At 65.2% G+C, this 18,383-nt stretch carries 17 protein-coding genes; 6 read left to right on the forward strand and 11 right to left on the reverse strand.

What is annotated here, in order from left to right; genetic code table 11:
* From BH95_RS29430 to rimP, 4 genes are all read right to left on the reverse strand, one after another.
* Positions 1-400 (reverse strand): translation initiation factor IF-2 N-terminal domain-containing protein (locus tag BH95_RS29430; RefSeq protein WP_244164840.1); only part of this gene is annotated, 400 nt, incomplete at its 3' end.
* Between the two features lie 140 nt (positions 401-540).
* Positions 541-849: a YlxR family protein gene (locus BH95_RS06720; protein WP_020110262.1), complete on the reverse strand. Its 309-nt coding sequence runs from the start codon at positions 847-849 to the stop codon at positions 541-543.
* A 112-nt stretch (positions 850-961) separates the two neighbouring features.
* Positions 962-1,972 carry a transcription termination factor NusA gene (gene nusA / locus BH95_RS06725; RefSeq protein ID WP_019664195.1) on the reverse strand — a complete coding sequence of 337 codons (1,011 nt, stop codon included), beginning with the start codon at positions 1,970-1,972 and terminating at the stop codon, positions 962-964.
* A complete protein-coding gene (rimP, locus tag BH95_RS06730; protein WP_037142921.1) occupies positions 1,969-2,544 on the reverse strand; it encodes a ribosome maturation factor RimP in 576 nt (191 codons plus the stop codon). Before rimP ends, nusA begins: the two co-directional genes overlap by 4 nt.
* Positions 2,545-2,680: 136 nt before the next feature.
* Here rimP and BH95_RS06735 point away from each other — a divergent pair, with 136 nt between their 5' ends.
* Both BH95_RS06735 and BH95_RS06740 read left to right on the forward strand, forming a co-directional pair.
* The gene (locus BH95_RS06735) at positions 2,681-3,172 is read left to right on the forward strand and encodes a hypothetical protein (RefSeq protein WP_019664197.1); all 492 of its coding nucleotides are present in this window, start codon (positions 2,681-2,683) and stop codon (positions 3,170-3,172) included.
* Positions 3,169-3,609 (forward strand): ferritin-like domain-containing protein, encoded by a 441-nt coding sequence (locus BH95_RS06740; RefSeq protein WP_019664198.1) that lies wholly within the window; start codon positions 3,169-3,171, stop codon positions 3,607-3,609. The genes BH95_RS06735 and BH95_RS06740 overlap by 4 nt, the downstream gene beginning before the upstream one ends.
* On the opposite strand, the gene BH95_RS06745 is transcribed toward BH95_RS06740, so the two are convergent.
* On the reverse strand, positions 3,524-5,017 hold the full coding sequence (locus BH95_RS06745; RefSeq protein WP_037142524.1) for a DHA2 family efflux MFS transporter permease subunit: 1,494 nt from the start codon (positions 5,015-5,017) through the stop codon (positions 3,524-3,526). The two genes, BH95_RS06740 and BH95_RS06745, sit on opposite strands and share 86 nt — an antisense overlap.
* A gap of 78 nt (positions 5,018-5,095) precedes the next feature.
* Between BH95_RS06745 and BH95_RS06750 the strand changes: the two genes are divergently transcribed.
* Positions 5,096-5,686 carry a TetR/AcrR family transcriptional regulator gene (locus tag BH95_RS06750; protein WP_037142527.1) on the forward strand — a complete coding sequence of 197 codons (591 nt, stop codon included), beginning with the start codon at positions 5,096-5,098 and terminating at the stop codon, positions 5,684-5,686.
* On the opposite strand, the gene BH95_RS06755 is transcribed toward BH95_RS06750, so the two are convergent.
* Positions 5,683-7,407 (reverse strand): acyl-CoA dehydrogenase family protein, encoded by a 1,725-nt coding sequence (locus BH95_RS06755; protein WP_037162899.1) that lies wholly within the window; start codon positions 7,405-7,407, stop codon positions 5,683-5,685. The two genes, BH95_RS06750 and BH95_RS06755, sit on opposite strands and share 4 nt — an antisense overlap.
* Before the next feature lie 62 nt (positions 7,408-7,469).
* Positions 7,470-9,221: a proline--tRNA ligase gene (locus BH95_RS06760; RefSeq protein WP_019664202.1), complete on the reverse strand. Its 1,752-nt coding sequence runs from the start codon at positions 9,219-9,221 to the stop codon at positions 7,470-7,472.
* Positions 9,222-9,269: 48 nt separating this feature from the next.
* Here BH95_RS06760 and yaaA point away from each other — a divergent pair, with 48 nt between their 5' ends.
* The gene (gene yaaA / locus BH95_RS06765; protein WP_019664203.1) at positions 9,270-10,013 is read left to right on the forward strand and encodes a peroxide stress protein YaaA; all 744 of its coding nucleotides are present in this window, start codon (positions 9,270-9,272) and stop codon (positions 10,011-10,013) included.
* Positions 10,010-11,233 carry a DUF2786 domain-containing protein gene (locus BH95_RS06770; protein ID WP_037181437.1) on the forward strand — a complete coding sequence of 408 codons (1,224 nt, stop codon included), beginning with the start codon at positions 10,010-10,012 and terminating at the stop codon, positions 11,231-11,233. Before yaaA ends, BH95_RS06770 begins: the two co-directional genes overlap by 4 nt.
* On the opposite strand, the gene BH95_RS06775 is transcribed toward BH95_RS06770, so the two are convergent.
* A complete protein-coding gene (locus BH95_RS06775; protein WP_037181439.1) occupies positions 11,151-12,362 on the reverse strand; it encodes a DUF418 domain-containing protein in 1,212 nt (403 codons plus the stop codon). The genes BH95_RS06770 and BH95_RS06775 overlap by 83 nt on opposite strands.
* Before the next feature lie 107 nt (positions 12,363-12,469).
* On the opposite strand from BH95_RS06775, the gene mgtE reads away from it, so the two are divergent.
* The gene (mgtE, locus tag BH95_RS06780; protein ID WP_020110270.1) at positions 12,470-13,816 is read left to right on the forward strand and encodes a magnesium transporter; all 1,347 of its coding nucleotides are present in this window, start codon (positions 12,470-12,472) and stop codon (positions 13,814-13,816) included.
* A 47-nt stretch (positions 13,817-13,863) separates the two neighbouring features.
* Here the strand turns inward: mgtE and BH95_RS06785 are convergent, their stop codons facing one another.
* Genes BH95_RS06785 through BH95_RS06795 form a run of 3 tightly spaced genes read right to left on the reverse strand, consistent with a single transcriptional unit; the run spans position 13,864 to position 18,379 of the window.
* Positions 13,864-15,366, reverse strand: coding sequence for an MFS transporter (locus BH95_RS06785; RefSeq protein WP_020110271.1), 1,503 nt, complete (start codon positions 15,364-15,366; stop codon positions 13,864-13,866).
* 11 nt (positions 15,367-15,377) lie between these two features.
* Positions 15,378-16,619, reverse strand: a complete 1,242-nt coding sequence (gene cobA / locus BH95_RS06790) for a uroporphyrinogen-III C-methyltransferase (protein ID WP_019664208.1) — start codon at positions 16,617-16,619, stop codon at positions 15,378-15,380.
* Positions 16,620-16,630: 11 nt separating this feature from the next.
* Positions 16,631-18,379 (reverse strand): ABC-F family ATP-binding cassette domain-containing protein, encoded by a 1,749-nt coding sequence (locus BH95_RS06795; RefSeq protein WP_037162891.1) that lies wholly within the window; start codon positions 18,377-18,379, stop codon positions 16,631-16,633.
* Positions 18,380-18,383 lie beyond the last annotated feature (4 nt).

Here is an 18,383-nt window from a genome sequence, read left to right on the forward strand (position 1 = left end):
TGGGACGCGACGGCGCCGGAGCAGCCGGGCGTGCCGGAGCGGACGGCTGGGGTGCCGACTGCTGGGGTGCCGACTGCTGCGGGGTGCTCTCCGGAGCCGGAGCCGATGCCGCCGGGGCCGGAGCTGCCGGGCGTGCCGCGGGCTTCGGGCCCGGACGGGGTCCCGCACCAGGCTTGGCGGACGGTGCCGGCTTGGGCGAGCCGTTCGACGCGCCTGCGGCGGGAGCCGAGTCCGATGCTCCGGACGGGAAGGATTCACGAAGTCGACGCGCCACCGGCGCCTCGACGGTGGATGATGCGGACTTCACGAACTCGCCCTGCTCCTTGAGCCGTGCGAGTAGTTCTTTACTGGTGACACCGAGTTCTTTGGCCAACTCGTGCACGCGGGCCTTGCCTGCCACTGCTCTCCTCACTGAGAGGCCGAGCGAGGCATGGTGCCCGCACGACCTCGGGTTATCTCCGATGGACGTTCATCGTTGGTGCTTCACGGTGTGCTCATCAGTGCTGTTGCCTGTTCTTCTCGACGGGTGTAGCTCTGCATTCACTGCTCTGTATTCGGAGCCACCGGTCCCTCGGTGTCTGCCTCCACACCGTTTCCGATGAAGGCTTTCACCGCGGTCACGTCGACCACTCCTTGTACTCGTAGTGCTCTGCCGAATGCTCGGCGTCGTTCCGCATTGACCAGACATTCCGAGACGGGATGCAGCCACGCGCCCCGACCTGGAAGCCTGCGGTGGACGTCCGGGACGATCACGAATTCCGAGGAATCCGAATCACCCGTCCGACCGACCACGACTCGCAGCAGATCGACTGCCGGAACCCGCTCCTTGCATCCGACACAGGTGCGCACCGGCAGACGTGTAGGCGTCGAACCGGTGCTCCCATGACGGAAGGGCGTGGAGTTCAATTCCGAACCACCGACTACTCTACCGCTGTATTGCCCCGAACCCCGCATTCTGTCTTTACCCGCTGGTCGCCTCGGGTGCCACGGCAGCGTCGCTGCGGATATCGATTCTCCATCCGGTCAGACGGGCAGCCAATCGAGCGTTCTGCCCTTCCTTGCCGATCGCCAGAGACAGCTGGTAATCGGGGACGATGACGCGTGCGGCACGAGCGGCCGCGTCGACCACCGTCACCGATACAACCTTCGACGGCGACAGAGCATTCCCGACGAAGCGGGCGGGGTCCTCGTCGAAGTCGATGATGTCGATCTTCTCCCCCGCCAGCTCGCTCATCACGTTGCGCACACGCTGACCCATCGGACCGATGCACGCGCCCTTGGCGTTGAGGCCGGACACCGTGGAGGTCACCGCGATCTTCGACCGGTGACCGGACTCGCGAGCGACGGCGATGATCTCGACGGAACCGTCCGCGATCTCGGGCACCTCGAGGGCGAACAACTTGCGCACGAGATTCGGGTGGGTTCTCGACAGAGTGATCTGAGGTCCACGGTTTCCGCGCGCGACGCCCACGACGTAGCACTTGATGCGTTCACCGTGCTCGTACGACTCGCCCGGAACCTGCTCGGCGGGAGGCAACAGTCCGTCGGCGCCGTTGGCGTCGCTTCCGATCCGGACGATCACGGTGCCTTTCGCGTTGGCACGCGTGTCTCGCTGGATGACGCCGCCGACGATCTCGCCTTCGTGCGTCGAGAATTCTCCGAAGGAGCGCTCGTGCTCGGCGTCACGCAGACGCTGGAGAATGACCTGGCGAGCAGTGGTCGCTGCGATGCGGCCGAATCCCTCGGGAGTGTCGTCCCACTCCGAGATCGTGTTCCCGTCCTCGTCGATCTCCTTGGCCATCACCTTCACCGAGCCGCTCTTGCGGTCGACGTCGATCCAGGCGTGCTGCTGATGACCTTCCGTGTGGCGGTATGCGGTCAACAGAGCGGTCTGGATGGTCGAGATGACCGTCTCGATCGAGATACCCTTGTCCGCCTCGATGGCGCGCAGCGCAGCAATGTCGATATTCACTTGTCGGACCCTTCTTCCGGTTCTTCCACGTTCACGGTGTTCTCGGCGTCGGCCGGCGCCGGCCGACCGTCCACGACGCCGCCCGCCAATTCCATCTCCTCGGGCTTGGGCCGCGAGAATTCCACCTGCACAACTGCTTTCACGACGTCCGTCAGCGCCACCCGGCGCGTCGACAGAACACCCTTCGTCTTCGTCACAACCGTCACGACGCCCGTGTCGAGTGCGCCGATCCTGGCGTCGAACTTCTCGTCCGCCAACTCGATCCGCACCGCTCGACCCCGTGCCCGACGCCAATGCCGTTCCAGCGTCAGAGGTCGGTCGATTCCGGGAGTGGTGACTTCGAGTGTGTACGGCGCCTCGCCGAAGTCCGACACCCCGTCGAACACGTCGGAGATCTCACGGCTGAGCGATGGCAGAGTGTCGAGATCGATTCCCTGTTCACGGTCGACCATGATGCGAACGGCACTGTGCTTGCCGGCTGCGACGACGGTGACGTCCTCGAGGTCGAACCCGTGTGCGTCGATCAGGTCGGACAGGAGCTCGACGACCCTCTCCTTGGACGGAACAGGCATCGTGGTGTGCACTCCTCGTGAAGTTGTGGGCGGATCGGTTCCTCAGACGGTGAACGTACAGCCTAGCGCCCATCGCGGCGGCCCGTGACCAGGTGCGGGTGCGCACCGGCAAAGTGAGACCTGGCAGCATGGACGCGTGCTGACGCCCGCGCTATCTCGCCCACTCACACGTCGCGCGTCGTTTCGACTGGTAGCGGGGGCGGCCCTCGCGGCGGCCGGGCTCACCTCGGTCACGGCCTGCACGCCGGGCGAGGACACCGCCGAGACGGTGGACACACTCACCACCCACCTGCGGCAGGCTCGTCAGGACGCGCGATCGGCCGCGGCACTCGCCGCCTCGATCCCGGATCGTGCTGCTGCACTGTCGGTCGTGGAACTCGAGCGCACCGCGCATGCCGACGCATTGGCGACGGAGATCGACCGCGTCGCAGGCGGGTCGACGACCACGCCTGCGACCTCCACCACGACCGATGGCCCGACTCCGACGTGGGACGAACTGGTGGCGGCCCTCACCGATTCGGCACGCAGCGCCGCTGATTCGGCGCGCAACGAATCCGGCTTCCGCGCCGGCCTGCTGGGATCGATCAGCGCCGCGTGCACGACCTCGGTGAAGGTGGTGTTGGCGTGAACGAACTCGGTGAAGAGCAGCAGGCGCTCGTCGATGCGCTGGAGGCCGAGTACGCCGCGGTGTTCGCCTACGGGATCGTCGGGGCATTTTCCAATCCTGCGCGGGCGGAACTGGTGGCGACCTACGCGGCGGCTCATCGGGCGCGACGTGACGCCACCATCGACGCGTTGACTGCGGCGAGCGTCACCCCGCCGCAGCCCGCGACCGCGTACGCGACGCCGTTTCCGGTGACCGACCCCGTCACCGCGGCCCAATTGGCGGCTCAGGCCGAGGCGGACACGTCCGTCGCGTGGCGCTCGGTGATCGAGCGCAGCCGGTCCGGTCCCACGCGCGAGATCGGAATCACTGCACTCACCGAAGCTGCACTGCGACTTGCGAACTGGCGGACGATCCTGGGAGTGGTTCCGTCGACGGTGGCGTTTCCGGGTCAGCCGTAGGCGTCGTCGCGCCGATGCCCGAGGGCATGAACAGCGCGGCCAGAATTCCGACCGCGACGGCTGCGGCGCCGACCAACAGCGCGGGCGCCAGCGCATCGGTGTACCCGGTGGGAGTCAACGATCCCCCGCTGCCCAGGAAGACCGCTGTGAGAACAGCGATTCCGAGCGCGATACCGATCTCGCGAATGGTCGAGTTGGTGCTGCTGGCCGTGGCGTGATCGACGTCGGCCATGTCGGTGAGCACCGCCGTCGCCGACGGCGCGAACGTGAGGCCCATTCCGATTCCGGCCATGGCCAGGGCGGGGACCATGCTGATGTACGACGTTCCCGGTTCCAGTATCGCCGCCATCCACACCAAGGCTCCGGACTGCAACGTCAGACCTGCGACGAGCAGCGTCCGTAGACCCAGCCGGGGCGCCAACACACCTGCGAGGGGCGCCACGATCATCGGGGCAGCCGTCCACGGCAACGTCCGCAGTCCTGCTTGGAACGGTGTGTATCCCATGACGATCTGCAGATACTGAGACAGAAGGAAGACCGCGCCGAACATCCCCAGAGTGAACGACACACCGATGATGTTGGCGACGGAGAAACTGCGAGAGCGGAACAACCGAAGTGGAACGACCGGATGTTCCGTCGACCTCTGACGTAACACGAACGCCACCATGCACACCGCCGATCCGACGAACGAGAGAAGCACCGTCGTCGAGGCCCAGCCGTCCTCGTTTCCGTGCACCACCGCCCACACCAGCAGGAAGACACCCGCGCCCGCGAGCAGGATTCCGACGAGGTCCAGCGGCTGACGATGTCCGTAGGACTCCTTCAGCGCCACGAGGGCGAGTGGCACCGCGACGAGTGCCACGGGGACGTTGATCCAGAAGATGGCCTCCCACGAGATGCCGTCGACGACCGCGCCGCCGACGACCGGACCGAGCGCGACACCGAGACCGGACACTCCGCCCCAGATCCCGATGGCCAGTGCACGTTTCGCGGCGGGTACGACTCCGGCGAGCAGCGTCAGCGACAGCGGCATGATCGCGGCGGCTCCCACGCCCTGAATCGCCCGGGCGGCGATGAGCATCGCCGGTGTCGTCGCAAGTGCGGAACCGATCGAGGCGATCGTGAACACGGCGATGCCCCCGAGGAAGACGTTGCGGCGGCCCCACCGGTCGCCGAGCGTCGCGGCCGCGAGCATCAACGTCGCGAAGCTGAGCGTGTACGCGTTCATGAACCACTGCAGTTCTCCGACCGAGGCCGACAGGTCTGCCTGGATCACCGGGAGCGCACTGGTCATCACCAGGTTGTCGAGGGTCGCCATGAACATCGGTAGCGACGCGGCGAGAATTCCGACCCAGATCGGAATTCGCCGTTCGGTATCGATCCGCGGCGGAGCTGTCTTCATGGACATGGGAAAGCCTCCGAGTTATGTAAGCATCGAATGATTACTTGAATCGGAACGCTAGTTATCAACTGATAACCTGTCAACATGCCACCGCCGAAGACCACCCGCATGGACGCAGCCGATCGCCGTGAATTGGTGCTCGACGCTGCCACTCGAGCATTTGCCCGGGGCGGCTACGCCGGAACCAGCACCGACGCCGTCGCCAAGGAAGCGGGCGTGTCTCAGCCCTACGTCGTCCGGATGTTCGGCACCAAGAGCGAATTGTTTCGCCTCGTGTTCCAGCGCGCGATCGACGGGATCATGCGCGCGTTCGATCGCGTTCTCGACGAGTCACCGTCGGAGCCCGACGTCTGGCCCGCACTGGGTCGGGCGTACGCGGATCTCGTCACCGACCGAGACCTTCTGCTGGTCATGATGCACGGTTTCACCGCGAGCACCACACCGGAAATCGGGACCCAAGCGCGTGACGGCATGTCCGCGATCTACACCCAGATACGCGGACGCACCGGGTGCACGCCCGACGAGGCCCGCGACTTCATCGCGCACGGCATGTTGCTCAACTGCCTGCTGGCCATCCAGGCAGTCGAACACTCGACCGAGGAGTCTCCCCTCGCCGAACTCGCCGATTGCGCGTTCGGGCCGAAGCTGGCCCAGTTCGTCAAGACCTCGGGCTAGGGCCGCATCTCGTAGACCCCGTCGTACGCCAGAACCTCACCCCACACCGCGTCGAATCTCGCGGCGTTCACGACGGGTTTGCGCAGCGCGCCGACAGCCCATGCCTGTTGCGCCTCCGTCGAGGACGGCTTGCTGTACAACGCAACGGCATACGCGGAGAAATCGCGTACCTGAAAGTCGAAGATCTGATCGAGAACTTCGGTCGACACCGCGTCCGCGCTCTCGAGAATCAAGTGACCGTAGACCACGAGCGAGAACAGATGCCCGACGTTCAGCAGGAAATCGAGATCACGCTGCTGCTCCTCGTTGGGCGCCGACTCGGTCAGAAACTGCCTGAACGCCAACACCTGCTCGTAGAAGCGCCCGACGTTGGGCACGGCCGAGTATTTCTCGTACACGGGCACCCAGTCCTGGAACCGGACCTTGCTCGCGCCGCGCGCCGGTCCCTGAGCGAAGAAGAAGGCGTCGTCCGACGCGTCGTCGCGAACCTCGACCGCCGGAAACTCCGTGGGCGCGAACATGTACGCCGGCATGAACTTGAGCATCAACGCCACGTTGACGTGGACCGTGCCTTCGAGTTTGGGCAACGTACCGATCAGTTGCGCCGCCTCCCTGAAGTACGTGTTCTTCTCGTACCCCTTCGCCGCGATGACGTCGTGCAGTGTACGAACCACGGTTTCGCCCTCCGACGTGACCTTGGCCTTGGTCATCGGATTGAACAGGAGATACCGACGGTCCTCCGCCGACGCGGATCGGAAGTAATCGAGGGCACGAGCGCTGAACAGTTTCATGGCGATCAGCCGCGCGTATGCATCGACGAAACTTGCTCTCACGTGCGGAAATTCGGTGACCCGGTTGCCGTAGAGGATGCGATTGTGCGCGTGGGTGATTGCCTCGTGAAAGGCGTGCTCGCAGATGCCGATCGACCCCGTGCACAGGTTGAACTTGCCCACGTTGACGGTGTTCAGCGCCGCGGAGAACGCGTCGGCGCCGGTGTGCAGAATGTCCTCGGCACGGACCGGGTAGTTCTCGAGCGCGAACGTGCTGACGAACATCTGACCGTGAACCACGTTGTCTCGCAACACGTATCCGTCATGGCCACTGTCCGCAACGAAGAAGACGTACGCTTCGGGACCCTCGACATCGGTGCGACGACCGAACACGGACACCGTCCCTGCCACATTGCCGTTGCCTATGTAGTACTTCTCGCCCGACGCCGTGAACTCGACGCCGTCTCCCCCGCCCGGAGCCAGAAGCATGTCGGTCGAATAGACGTCGGCACCGTGTGCCCGCTCGGACAGACCGAACGCGGCGACGCCGCCCTCGTCCAGCAACGCAGCGGCCCGACGCTTGGCTGCGTCGTTGTCGCTCATCCAGACAGGACCCAGCCCGAGGACGGTGACCTGCCACGCATACCAGTAGGACAGGCCGTAGAAGCCGAGGATCTCGCTGAGCACCGCGTTGCGCGACGCATCCCATCGCTTGTTCGGATCACCGTCCGCATACGCAGCAGGCGTGCAGAACGTGGCGAACAGCTTCTCCTTCGCGACGAACGCGAGGAAGTCCGCCGTCCAGACCGCGTCGAGGTCGTCGGAGAGCAACCTCGCCTTACCTCGATTCTCGAACCAGTCGATCAAAGACCGAAGTTGCCGCGCTGACTCGTCGTCGAGTGTCGACGTGTCCAGCTTCGTGGGATCGAACAAAGAAACCTGCGACGCCATTGTTATCTCTCCCTGGTCGGTTAGCTAAAAGCTACCAGCGAGTAACCGACCAGGGTGGCGAATCAGTCTCTACGGCGAACAGCCTTCACGATCTCGGCAGCGGCCGTCGCCTTGTCCAACTCGACGCTCTCGCCGGTGAAGCGGTCGCGCATCTCGACCTTGCCGTCGGCCCATCCTCGGCCGACGACGACCACCAGAGGCATGCCGAGCAGCTCGGAGTCCTTGAACTTGACGCCAGGCGACGCTTTCCTGTCGTCGAACAGGACGTCGAGTCCCTGCAGGTTCAACTCCGACGCGATCGCCTCGGCACCGTCGCGCGCAGCCTCGTCCTTGTTCGCGATGACCAAGTGAACGTCGTACGGCGCGATCTCCGCAGGCCAACGCAGGCCCTTGTCGTCGTGCATCTGCTCGGCCACCACGGCTACGGCACGCGTGATACCGACACCGTAGGAACCCTGTACGAGCCGCACCGGCTTGCCGTTCTCACCGAGAACGTCCACTGTGAACGCGTCGGTGTACTTGTAGCCGAGCTGGAAGATGTGGCCGATCTCGATTCCGCGCGCGCTGACGAGCGGTCCGCGTCCGTCCGGCGACATGTCACCGTCGCGCACCTCGGCCGCCTCGATGGTCCCGTCCGGAGTGAAGTCGCGGCCGGCCACGAGGTTCGCCACGTGCTTGCCCTTGACGTCCGCGCCGGTGATCCACGACGTTCCGTCGACGATCCTGGGGTCGACGAGATACCGAACACCGTTGGCCTGCAGGCCACGAGGCCCGATGTACCCCTTGACCAGGAAGGGGTTGGCCTCGAAGTCCGCGTCGGTCAGCAACTGGTACTCGGCGGGCTCGAGCGACGCCTCGAGACGCTTCTCGTCCACCTCGCGGTCTCCGGGGACGCCGACGGCGAGCAGTTCCCACTCACCGTCGGGCTGGCGCACCTTGAGCAGAATGTTCTTCAGCGTGTCCGCGGCGGTGACGGTCCGGCCGAGATCTGCACTGTTGGCCCAGTCGACCAGTGTCGCGATGGTCGGGGTCTCGCCGGTCTCGTAGTCGACCGCCTCGGGCTGACCCTCGATGGGCAGCGAGTCCGGGCGGGCGGTGGTGACGGCTTCGACGTTGGCTGCATAGCCGGACTCGATGCAACGAACGTAGGTGTCCTCACCGACCTCGCTCTCGGCGAGGAACTCCTCGGAGGCACTGCCGCCCATCGCGCCGGACGTGGCCGCGACGATGACGTACTTGATACCGAGCCGCGCGAAGATGCGCTGGTAGGCCTCGCGGTGGGCGTGATAGGACGCCTTCAACCCGTCCTCGTCGAGGTCGAAGGAGTACGAGTCCTTCATGATGAACTCACGACCACGCAGAACGCCTGCGCGGGGACGCTCCTCGTCGCGGTACTTGTTCTGAATCTGGTACAGGGTGACCGGCAGGTCCTTGTAGGAGTTGTACTCACCCTTGACCGTGAGCGCGAACAGTTCCTCGTGCGTCGGACCGAGCAGCATGTCGTTGCCCTTGCGGTCCTTCAGCCGAAACAGCGCGTCGCCGTACTCGGTCCATCGATTGGTGGACTCGTACGGTTCACGAGGCAGCAGGGCAGGCAACGAGATCTCTTGTGCGCCGATCGCATTCATCTCTTCACGGACGACGTTCTCGATCTTCCGGAGCACCTTCAGACCCAGCGGCAGCCACGAGTAGACACCCGGCGCGATACGACGGACGTAGCCGGCACGAACCAGAAGCTTGTGGCTGTCGACCTCGGCGTCGGCGGGGTCGTCGCGGAGGGTACGAAGGAACAACTGCGAAAGACGGGTGATCACGGGGTACGAGCGTAGTCGGTGCCCAGCGAAACGGTAACGTTGCTCCCCGTGCTCATCCTGCTCCCACCTTCCGAAACCAAGTCCGACGGCGGTGTGGGATCACCTCTCGACCTCGACGAGCTGTCGTTGCCGGACCTCACCCCGTTGCGGCAGAAACTCGCGGATGCCCTGGTCGAGTTGGCTGCGGACGTCGAGGCCTCGAGCGCAGCCCTCGGACTCGGTCCGACCCAGGCCGACGAGATCCAGCGCAATGCGGCGCTGTGGACGTCGCCGACCGCTCCTGCTCTCAGCCGCTACACCGGCGTGCTGTACGACGCACTCGACGCCGGTTCGTTCACGCGTGCAGGCCGCGCCCGGGCCGCGGCACGCCTGTGGATCGGCTCCGCCCTGTTCGGAGCGGTGCGCGCGACCGATCCCATCCCGTCGTACCGCTTGTCCGGCGGGTCGAAGATTCCCGGATTCGGCACGCTGCGCTCACTGTGGAAGCCGGACCTGACCGAGGCACTTCTGGCCGAGGCCGACGATCTGGTGGTCGACCTTCGATCCGGGACGTATCAGCAGCTGGGTCCGGTCCCAGGGGCGGTCACGGCGACCGTTCTCACCGAGAAGCTCGACGGCACCCGGTCCGTCGTCAGCCACTTCAACAAGCACCACAAAGGCCTGCTGGCGCGCGCACTGACGCTGACGACCGCCGAACCGAAGGACGTCAAGGGAGTGGCACGGGTCGCAGCGAAGTCCGGGCTTCGCGTAGAGGTCGCCTCGCCGACCGAGTTGATCGTGCTCACCGAATGAACCCGGTTCCTTCGCTGCTGCGGCAGGGCGCCGACGCTTCGTACGGCCGCAGCAAGGACCTGCGACTCGTCGACGACATCGCCGACCGGTTGATCGCGCTCGACGAGTTCGACCCGCAGGCACTCGGGTCGCTGGCGCTCACCAACATGATCCAGACGATGTACGAAGCAGGATGGCAACCGTTCGACCTGCTGCACATCGTGCGACGCCAACAAACCGTCGCTGTGTCTTCGCTTGCGGCAGCGGCAATTCTGCACCAATCGGATCTGACCGACGCCGACGACCGTGCGCCGCAGAGCTGGGTCGATCAGCTCTCGGAGATCTGTGCCGCGTATCCCAAAGCTGCGGCCCGAGTCGAAGCGTCTCCGAGCTTCCTGGCGGCACAGTTGTCGGCGAGCGGAAAATCGGACTACATCGCTGCCAGTGATCAATGGATCGCGGTGCTCGCGCTTCTGGGGCAGTGGCAACAATTGCCGAGATGGCCGCAGATCGGGCCGCTGCCCTCACAGTGGCCACGCAAGCGTGCTCCTCGCATGGACCGCGGCGTGACGACCGGTGAATCACCGAACGGCAAGGTGCTCGGCAGGATCCGCGGACTGCTCGCGAAGGCGGACGCCACCGACTTCGAAGAAGAAGCCGAGACCCTGACCGCCAAGGCGCAGGAACTGATGACGCGGTACTCGATCGACTCGCTGCTGTTGACTGAAGGCAACGTCGACGTGATCAGCCGTCGACTCCACGTCGACAACCCTCATGCACCTGCGAAAGCACAGCTGCTGCACGCCGTCGGCGACGTCAATCGGGTCAAGTCCATCTGGGATCCCGAGTTCGCGGTCGCCACCCTCGTGGGCTCACCCGTCGACGTCGAGCAGACCGAACTGCTGTTCACCTCGTTGCTCGTCCAGGCGACGCGGGCACTGTCGCACTCGCCGAAAGCCAAGCGACGCAAAGGGGCTGCTTCGGCTGCGTTCGGCAAGGCGTTCCTGTATGCGTACGCGGTGAGAATCGGTGAACGCCTGGCCGACGTCGGCGCACTCGCCCTCGAGGAGGCGACAGAACAGTCGGGAAGCCTGCTCCCGATGCTCGCCACACAGACTGCGGCCGTCGAAGAGGAATTCGATCGGTTGTTCCCCAACGTCAGAGCGATGCGGGGGCCACGACTCGACGCCGAAGGATGGCACTCCGGCCAGGCTGCCGCCGACGAGGCCCATCTGTCGTAGCCGCGCCGATTCCCGCCGAGTAGTTCCACAACCATTCGATCGGCCCACGTCGGTGGCGCCGCAGCCACAGGTGTGCGAACAGGCTCACGATCGACACCGTCACCACGTAGATCGCGACCGTACCGAGGACCTTCTGCGCGGGCGAATCGAGTTCGGCCGCGATCCCGAACCCCCACCCGTAGCACAGAATCGAGGCCACCACGTTCTGGAGAACGTAGCTCGACAATGCCATCCGTCCGATCTCGGTGAGCCGCGCGGTCACGAATCCGTCACGATCACCGCGAAGGTACAAGCCGGCCACGAATGCCAGAATCCCCAGGGACACCAACGGTGCCGTCAGGTATCGAGACACGATGATTCCGAGGTCTCCGCCCACCAGTCCGAGCGCGAAATCGACAGGCAGCGCGACCGTTCCGAGAACCATCATCCGCCGTCGGAGAATTCTCCCCGATCCGGACAACACTCCCGCGCGAAACAGGCTTGCCCCCAACAAGAACAGTGCAATCGACATCGGAAGAATCAACACCGTCTCGGAGCGGAACACTACTGCGTTGTCGATTCGGAACACCACCAGATCCCAGAACGAGCCGTCCGCATACGGATTGGGCTGGAGCGGTTCCGTCGATGTACCGTTCGGTGCTGCGGCCAGCAGCGCTGCGATCGCCGAGATCATCACGACGTGCACGCCGGCGGCGCCGATCATCCACCGCCGCTGAGCACGTTCCCCTCCGACGAGAACGTACGCGACGACGAAACCGGTGACGGCATACCCCATCAGCACGTCGAACTCGGTGAACAGCAGGAAGTGCAGTAGCCCGTCGACGAAGAGCAGTGCCGCCCGGATGAGGTATCGACCCGGCCACGGTTCCCCTCGCGTCGACGCCGATCGCTGCTGGATCGCAAGCCCTATACCGAACATGACGGTCAGGAGACCGAGGAACTTGCCCTGCGCCAGCTGTTGCAGAATTCGTTCGGCCAGGCCCCACCCACCGTCACCTTTCCCGACACCGTCGAGATATCCGACGAGCCCGGATCCGCTGGTGAAGATCCAGACGTTGGTGCCGAGCGTGCCTGCAATCGCGATGCCGCGCAACACATCCAATGATCGATACCGTTCGAGGGCCGCCATGGTTCAACGGTAACGACATCGATGCATTCATCGCGTCCTCCTTTCGACGGACCCCGAAGGGAAGCAGCCCACGCGGTTCCGCTCGGTGCACTCGGCACAATGGACGAGTGCACCACACTCTCGACGACGTCATCACCCGCTCGACGGAACTGCTTCGCGCGAAAGATCTCGCCGGCATGTCCCAACTCGTCGCGGACCTGCCGCCTGCCGACGCAGCGCGGATTCTCGAACGTACGGACTCGGCCGAACGCGCGGTGCTGTACCGATTGCTGCCGAAGGATCGCGCACTCGATGTGTTCGAGCAGTTCGACGCATCGGTCCGCAGCGAACTCGTCACCGCGCTGCGAGACGACGACGTCGTCACCCTCTTCGCCGAACTGGATCCCGACGATCGCGTCGAACTCGTCGACGAACTTCCCTCCAATGTGGCGCACCGGTTGATGCAAGGACTTTCACGGACGGAGCGTGAGCTCACCGCGCCGATGCTCGGCTACGCGAAAGGGTCCGTCGGACGACGGATGAGCCCCGAGTACGTCCGTGTCCGCCCCACCACGACGGCGGACGAGGCCCTGGCTCAGGTGCGGGCGATCGGAGCCGGTGCCGAGTCCGTCTATCTGCTTCCGATCACCGACGACAGCCGACGGCTCGTCGGCGTCGCGACGCTCGCCGACGTTGCCACCGCCGACCCCGCGACGGTCGTCGAGAACCTCTCGACGAGCCGGCCCGTCGTCACGGCCGACGTCTCCGCCGAGGAAGCCGCCCGTTCGTGCCTCGACCATCGAAGCCCAGCCGTCGTGGTCGTCGATTCGGAGAATCGCTTGATCGGCATCCTCACCATCGACCAGGCATCACGCATTCTCGAAGATGCCGAGGACGAGGATGCGGCTCGTGCCGGCGGCACCGAGCCTCTGCGCCGGCCGTACCTGGCCACTCCGGTGCTGAGCATCGTGCGATCGCGTGTGGTGTGGCTGCTTGTCCTCGCGCTGTCCGCCATTCTCACCGTGCAAGTACTCGAAATCTTCGAGCATGCGCTGGCTGCGGTGGTGACGCTCGCACTGTTCATTCCGCTGCTCACCGGAACCGGTGGCAACACCGGATCCCAAGCCGCCACCACGGTGACTCGTGCACTTGCCGTCGGCGACGTACGCCCACGCGATATCGGCGCGGTACTGTTCCGCGAAATTCGCGTGGGCGCAACGATGGGCGCGATGCTCGGAACGCTCGGATTCGTGATCGCAGGCCTTGTCTACGACTGGCATCTCGGCCTGGTCATCGGATCCACCCTCCTCGCGATCTGCACTCTGGCAGCTACTGTCGGGGGCGCGATGCCACTGTTGGCCAAGAAGATCGGCGTCGACCCTGCCGTGTTCTCGACGCCGTTCATCTCGACGTTCTGCGACGCAACGGGATTGATCGTCTACTTCGCGATCGCGAAGCTCGTGCTGGGCGTCTAGGCCACTGGGGTGTCTAGGTCGATTGGGTGTCTAGGTCGATTGGGTGTCTAGGTCGATTGGGCGTCTTCCTGCGCGGCCTGGGCCTGGGCGACCTGTTGGGGGGTGAAGCGAATGAAGAATGCCGCGAGACCTGCCACGACGGCGAGGATGGAGCAGCAGAAGAGCGCGAACATGTAGCCCGAGCTGAGGGCGCCGAGCTGAACGTCGTTCATCAAGGTCGCCGGGCCCGTGGTGCCCCCCAGTGACAGCGTGCGGGACGTGACCAGCGCGCCGACGATCGCGAGTGCCACCGGGCCGCCGAGTGTCTGCGCGACGAGGGCGATGGCGGTCAAGGGGCCGATTTCGGTGGCCTGCACCCCGGCGATCGCGCACAGTGGAAGAGGGATCGACGCCATGCCGACGCCGAATCCGATGCCGATGACCGGGAAGAAGATGCCGGGGAAGTACGACGAATCGGCGTCCATGGTGGCCACCGAGAACAGAAGCCACCCGATCATGATCAACGCACCGGTCATGACCAACCATCGCGGTTGAATACGTACGACGAGTTGAGAGGTGATGAACGCGGCAGCGCCCAGTCCGAAGGCGAACGGAACGAACGCGAGGCCCGCCGCCAACGGGCTGTAGCCCAGGATGTCCTGAACGAACAGGGCGACGAACGCGGCCAGGCAGAACATGACGCCGCCGGCGAAGAAGATCGCCACGAAGGTGGCGACTCGGTCTTTGCTCGCGAACAGAGAAAACGGGAGCAGCGGGTTGTCCGCTCGGCGCTCGACGACGAGGAACAGACCCAGCAGGATCAGACCCGCGACGAGCGAACCGACCACCAGTGGACTGAGCCACCCCAGTTCGGTGCCTTCGCTGAGCGCGAGGACCACGCCGGTACAGCCGAGGGTGCCGAGTATCGCTCCGGGGAAATCGAGGGCCAAGCGGACGCCTGCGGTTTCCTTCAGTGACACCACCGCGAGGATCACGATCAGGATGCCGATCGGCACGTTGATCAGAAAGATCCAGCGCCAGGACACCTGAGTGAGCGCACCGCCGATGATGAGTCCGGCGATGGAACCGACACCGGTCATCGCGGCGTAGATGGCGATGGCCTGATTTCGCACCGGGCCCGGTGCGAACGTCGTCGCCACGAGCGCAAAGGCCGTCGGCGACGCCACTGCCGCACCCACGCCCTGCAGTGCGCGCGCGGCCACCAACGTCGCTTCGTTGACGGCGAGCCCGCACAACAGCGACGCGATGGTGAACAGCACGACGCCACCGAGGAACATCTTCTTGCGACCGAACGCATCGCCGAGGCGCCCGCCCAGAAGCATGAGGCCGCCGAACGCCAGTGCGTACGACGTCAACACCCAGTTGCGACCCGCGTCGCTCAATCCCAGATCCGCCTGCAGCGGCGCCAGAGCCAGATTGGCGACCGTCCCGTCGAGAACCACCATGAGCTGCAGTCCGCTCAGAACGATGATCGCCAGACCGAATGCCCTGGTGGTGACCGGGTAGACGATCTGCGTCGTGGGCGCTGCGGGCTGCGTGTGATCAGGCACGGGGGTTCACGTTACCGAGAGTTCACAGAAAAACCAGCAACGGTTCCGATTACGACGATCGCAGGTGGACGTATGCCCTCGTCCTTGACCTTCTGGGCCACCGTGGAGAGGTCCGCCCGTACCTCACGTTGGGTACGCATCGTCCCCTCCTGGACCACGAGGACCGGCGTCGACGCGGCTCGTCCGCCGTTCATCAGCACCGCCGCGAATTTGTCGATCCGCTCGACGGCCATCAGGAGCACGATCGTGCCCTTGAGTCGCGCCAGTGCGTCCCAGTCGACGAGAGAGTCGGGGTGGTCCGGCGCGACGTGGCCGCTGACGACGACGAATTCGTGAGTCACACCTCGATGCGTCACCGGCACGCCCGCAGCGGACGGCACGGAGATCGCACTGGTGATTCCCGGCACGACGGTGACCGGGATTCCCGCGTCGGTGAGAGCTTCGAGTTCCTCGTAACCACGGCCGAAGACGTACGGGTCCCCGCCCTTGAGCCGGACGACGAACTTCCCTGCCTTCGCTCCGTCGATCAGCGCCTGGTTGATTGCCTCCTGGGCCATCGCGCGTCCGTACGGAATCTTCGATGCGTCGATGACCTCGACGTGTGGGCCGAGCTCGGCCAGCAACTCCGGCGGCGCGAGTCTGTCGGTGACCACGACGTCGGCATAGGTCAACAGACGACGCCCGCGAACGGTGATGAGGTCGGGATCACCCGGGCCACCGCCGACGAGTGCGACGCCGGTGTGCGGGGCGTGTGCGGCGTCGGTGACGACACCGGACTGCAGAGCTTCGAGCACCGCGGTCCTCACCGCAGCCGACCTACGGTGCTCTCCCCCGGCCAGCACACCGAGCGTGAGTCCGTCGTAATCCGCCGACGCCGGGGTGACCGCGGTCCCATCGCGCGCGACGTCCGCGCGAACGCAGAAGATTCTGGCCCGTTCGGCCTCGGCGACGATGGCCGCGTTGGTCTCGGCCTCGTCGGTGCACGCGATCGCGTACCACGCGTCCGCGATGTCTCCGTCGCGATAGTCCCGCAGGTCCAGCGTCACCTGACCAGCCGTCGCCCAGCCCTCCACCGCGGGTGTCGCCTCACGAGTGATGACATGAACCACCGCACCCGAGGAGATCAACAACGGCAGCCGACGCTGCGCGACAGTGCCACCGCCGACGACGACAACACGCCGTCCGGACAGATTCAGGCCGACCAGATAGGGAGAATCGGTCGCGTCGGACTCACTCGATGTGGAGACATTCACGGTACGAAACGCTACCGCGTTGCCCTGGGTGCTCGCTCCCGCAGGCCTCGCGGGCGCTCGACCCGTGTTTCGTCCCAGACGGGCTCACTCGATTCGCGGACCTGCCCGTCGGATCCGAAGACGAGGAACCGGTCGAAGCTGCGCGCGAACCATCGGTCGTGGGTGACGGCGACGACCGTTCCCTCGAATGCTGTGATGGCGTCCTGCAGCGAGTCCGCGGACACCAGGTCGAGGTTGTCCGTCGGTTCGTCGAGGAGCAGCAGGGTGGCGCCGGACAGTTCCAGCAGCAGGATCTGAATCCGTGCCTGTTGCCCACCGGACAGGTTGTCGTACAACTGCTCTGCGGCGAGTGACAGGCCGTAACGATCGAGTGCACGGCTCGCGGCTTCGCGACCCATTCCGTCACGGTGCTCGTTGCCGAGATGCAGGATGTCCAGCAACGTCTTGCCGTGGAGATCCGGCCTGCTGTGAGTCTGCGCGAACAATCCTGGCCGCACCCGCGCACCCAACACGGCGGTGCCGCTGTGCGGTACGGGCGCGATCTCGAGTTCCTGGACCGGGAGGTGCTCCCGCTCGGGGTCGGTACCGCCCGCCGCCAGCAGCCGAAGAAAGTGCGATTTGCCGGATCCGTTGGAACCGAGCACGGCCACCCGATCACCGAACCAGATCTCCGTGTCGAACGGCTTCATCAACCCGGTCAGCTCCAGTCCGGTACACACCAGCGCGCGTTTCGCGGTGCGCCCACCGTGCAGCCGTACCGTCACCTTCTGCTTCAGGGGAACCGCCTCGGGAGGGCCCGCGTCCTCGAACCGCGTGAGCCTCGTCTGCGCTGCCTGATAGCGAGCGGCGATGCCGTCGTTGAACTTCGCTTTCTCCCGCAAACGGAGAACGAGCGCCCGCAGTTTCACTCGTTCCTCGTCCCAGCGGCGGCGAAGTTCGTCGAGCCGGGCGTTCCGGTCCTCGCGCGCGTCGTAGTAAGTGGCGAAGCCTCCGCCGTGGACCCAGGAGGTGGCCCCGTTGAATCCCGGTTCGAGAGTGACGATGCGGGTGGCGGCATTCGCGATGAGCTCGCGGTCGTGGCTGATGAAGAGCACGGACTTGTCCGACTCACGAATCGTCTTCTCCAACCACCTCTTACCGGGAACGTCCAGGTAGTTGTCCGGTTCGTCGAGCAGAAGCAACTCGTCGGAACCGGCGAACAACGCCTCGAGCACGACACGCTTCTGCTCGCCACCGCTCAGAGTCGACACATCACGCCACTTCGCGACGTCGAACGGTGCACCGAGCGCTGCCATCGTCACCTTGTCCCAGAACGGTTCCAGATCGTATCCTCCGACATCGCCCCAATCGGACAGCGCAGCAGCGTAGTTCATCTGCGTCTTCTCGTCGTCCGCCTCCATCATCGCGTTCTCGGCCTCGTCCAGAGCCTCGGCGGCTCGGCGCACCGCGAGCGAGGACACCGACAGCAACAGATCCAGAACCGTCGTTCCGCCGGCTCCACTCCCGACCCCACGGGTCGTTCCGCCGGCTCCACTCCCGACGAACTGACGCATGACTCCGAGCGCACCCGATCGGGTCACGGCGCCGTCCTCGGGCTCGATATCGCCGGAGACGATGCGAGTCAACGTGGTCTTGCCTGTGCCGTTCGGTCCGATCAACGCCATCTTGGCGCCGTCACCGACACGGAATCCGACGCCGCTGAGAAGCTGCCTGCCGTCGGGCAGGAAGTAGTCGATGTCGGTCAGTTCGAGGTGAGCCACGCCG

Origin of the sequence: Rhodococcoides fascians A44A (genome assembly GCF_000760735.1) — a bacterium.
GTDB classification, from domain to species: Bacteria; Actinomycetota; Actinomycetes; order Mycobacteriales; family Mycobacteriaceae; genus Rhodococcoides; species Rhodococcoides fascians_E.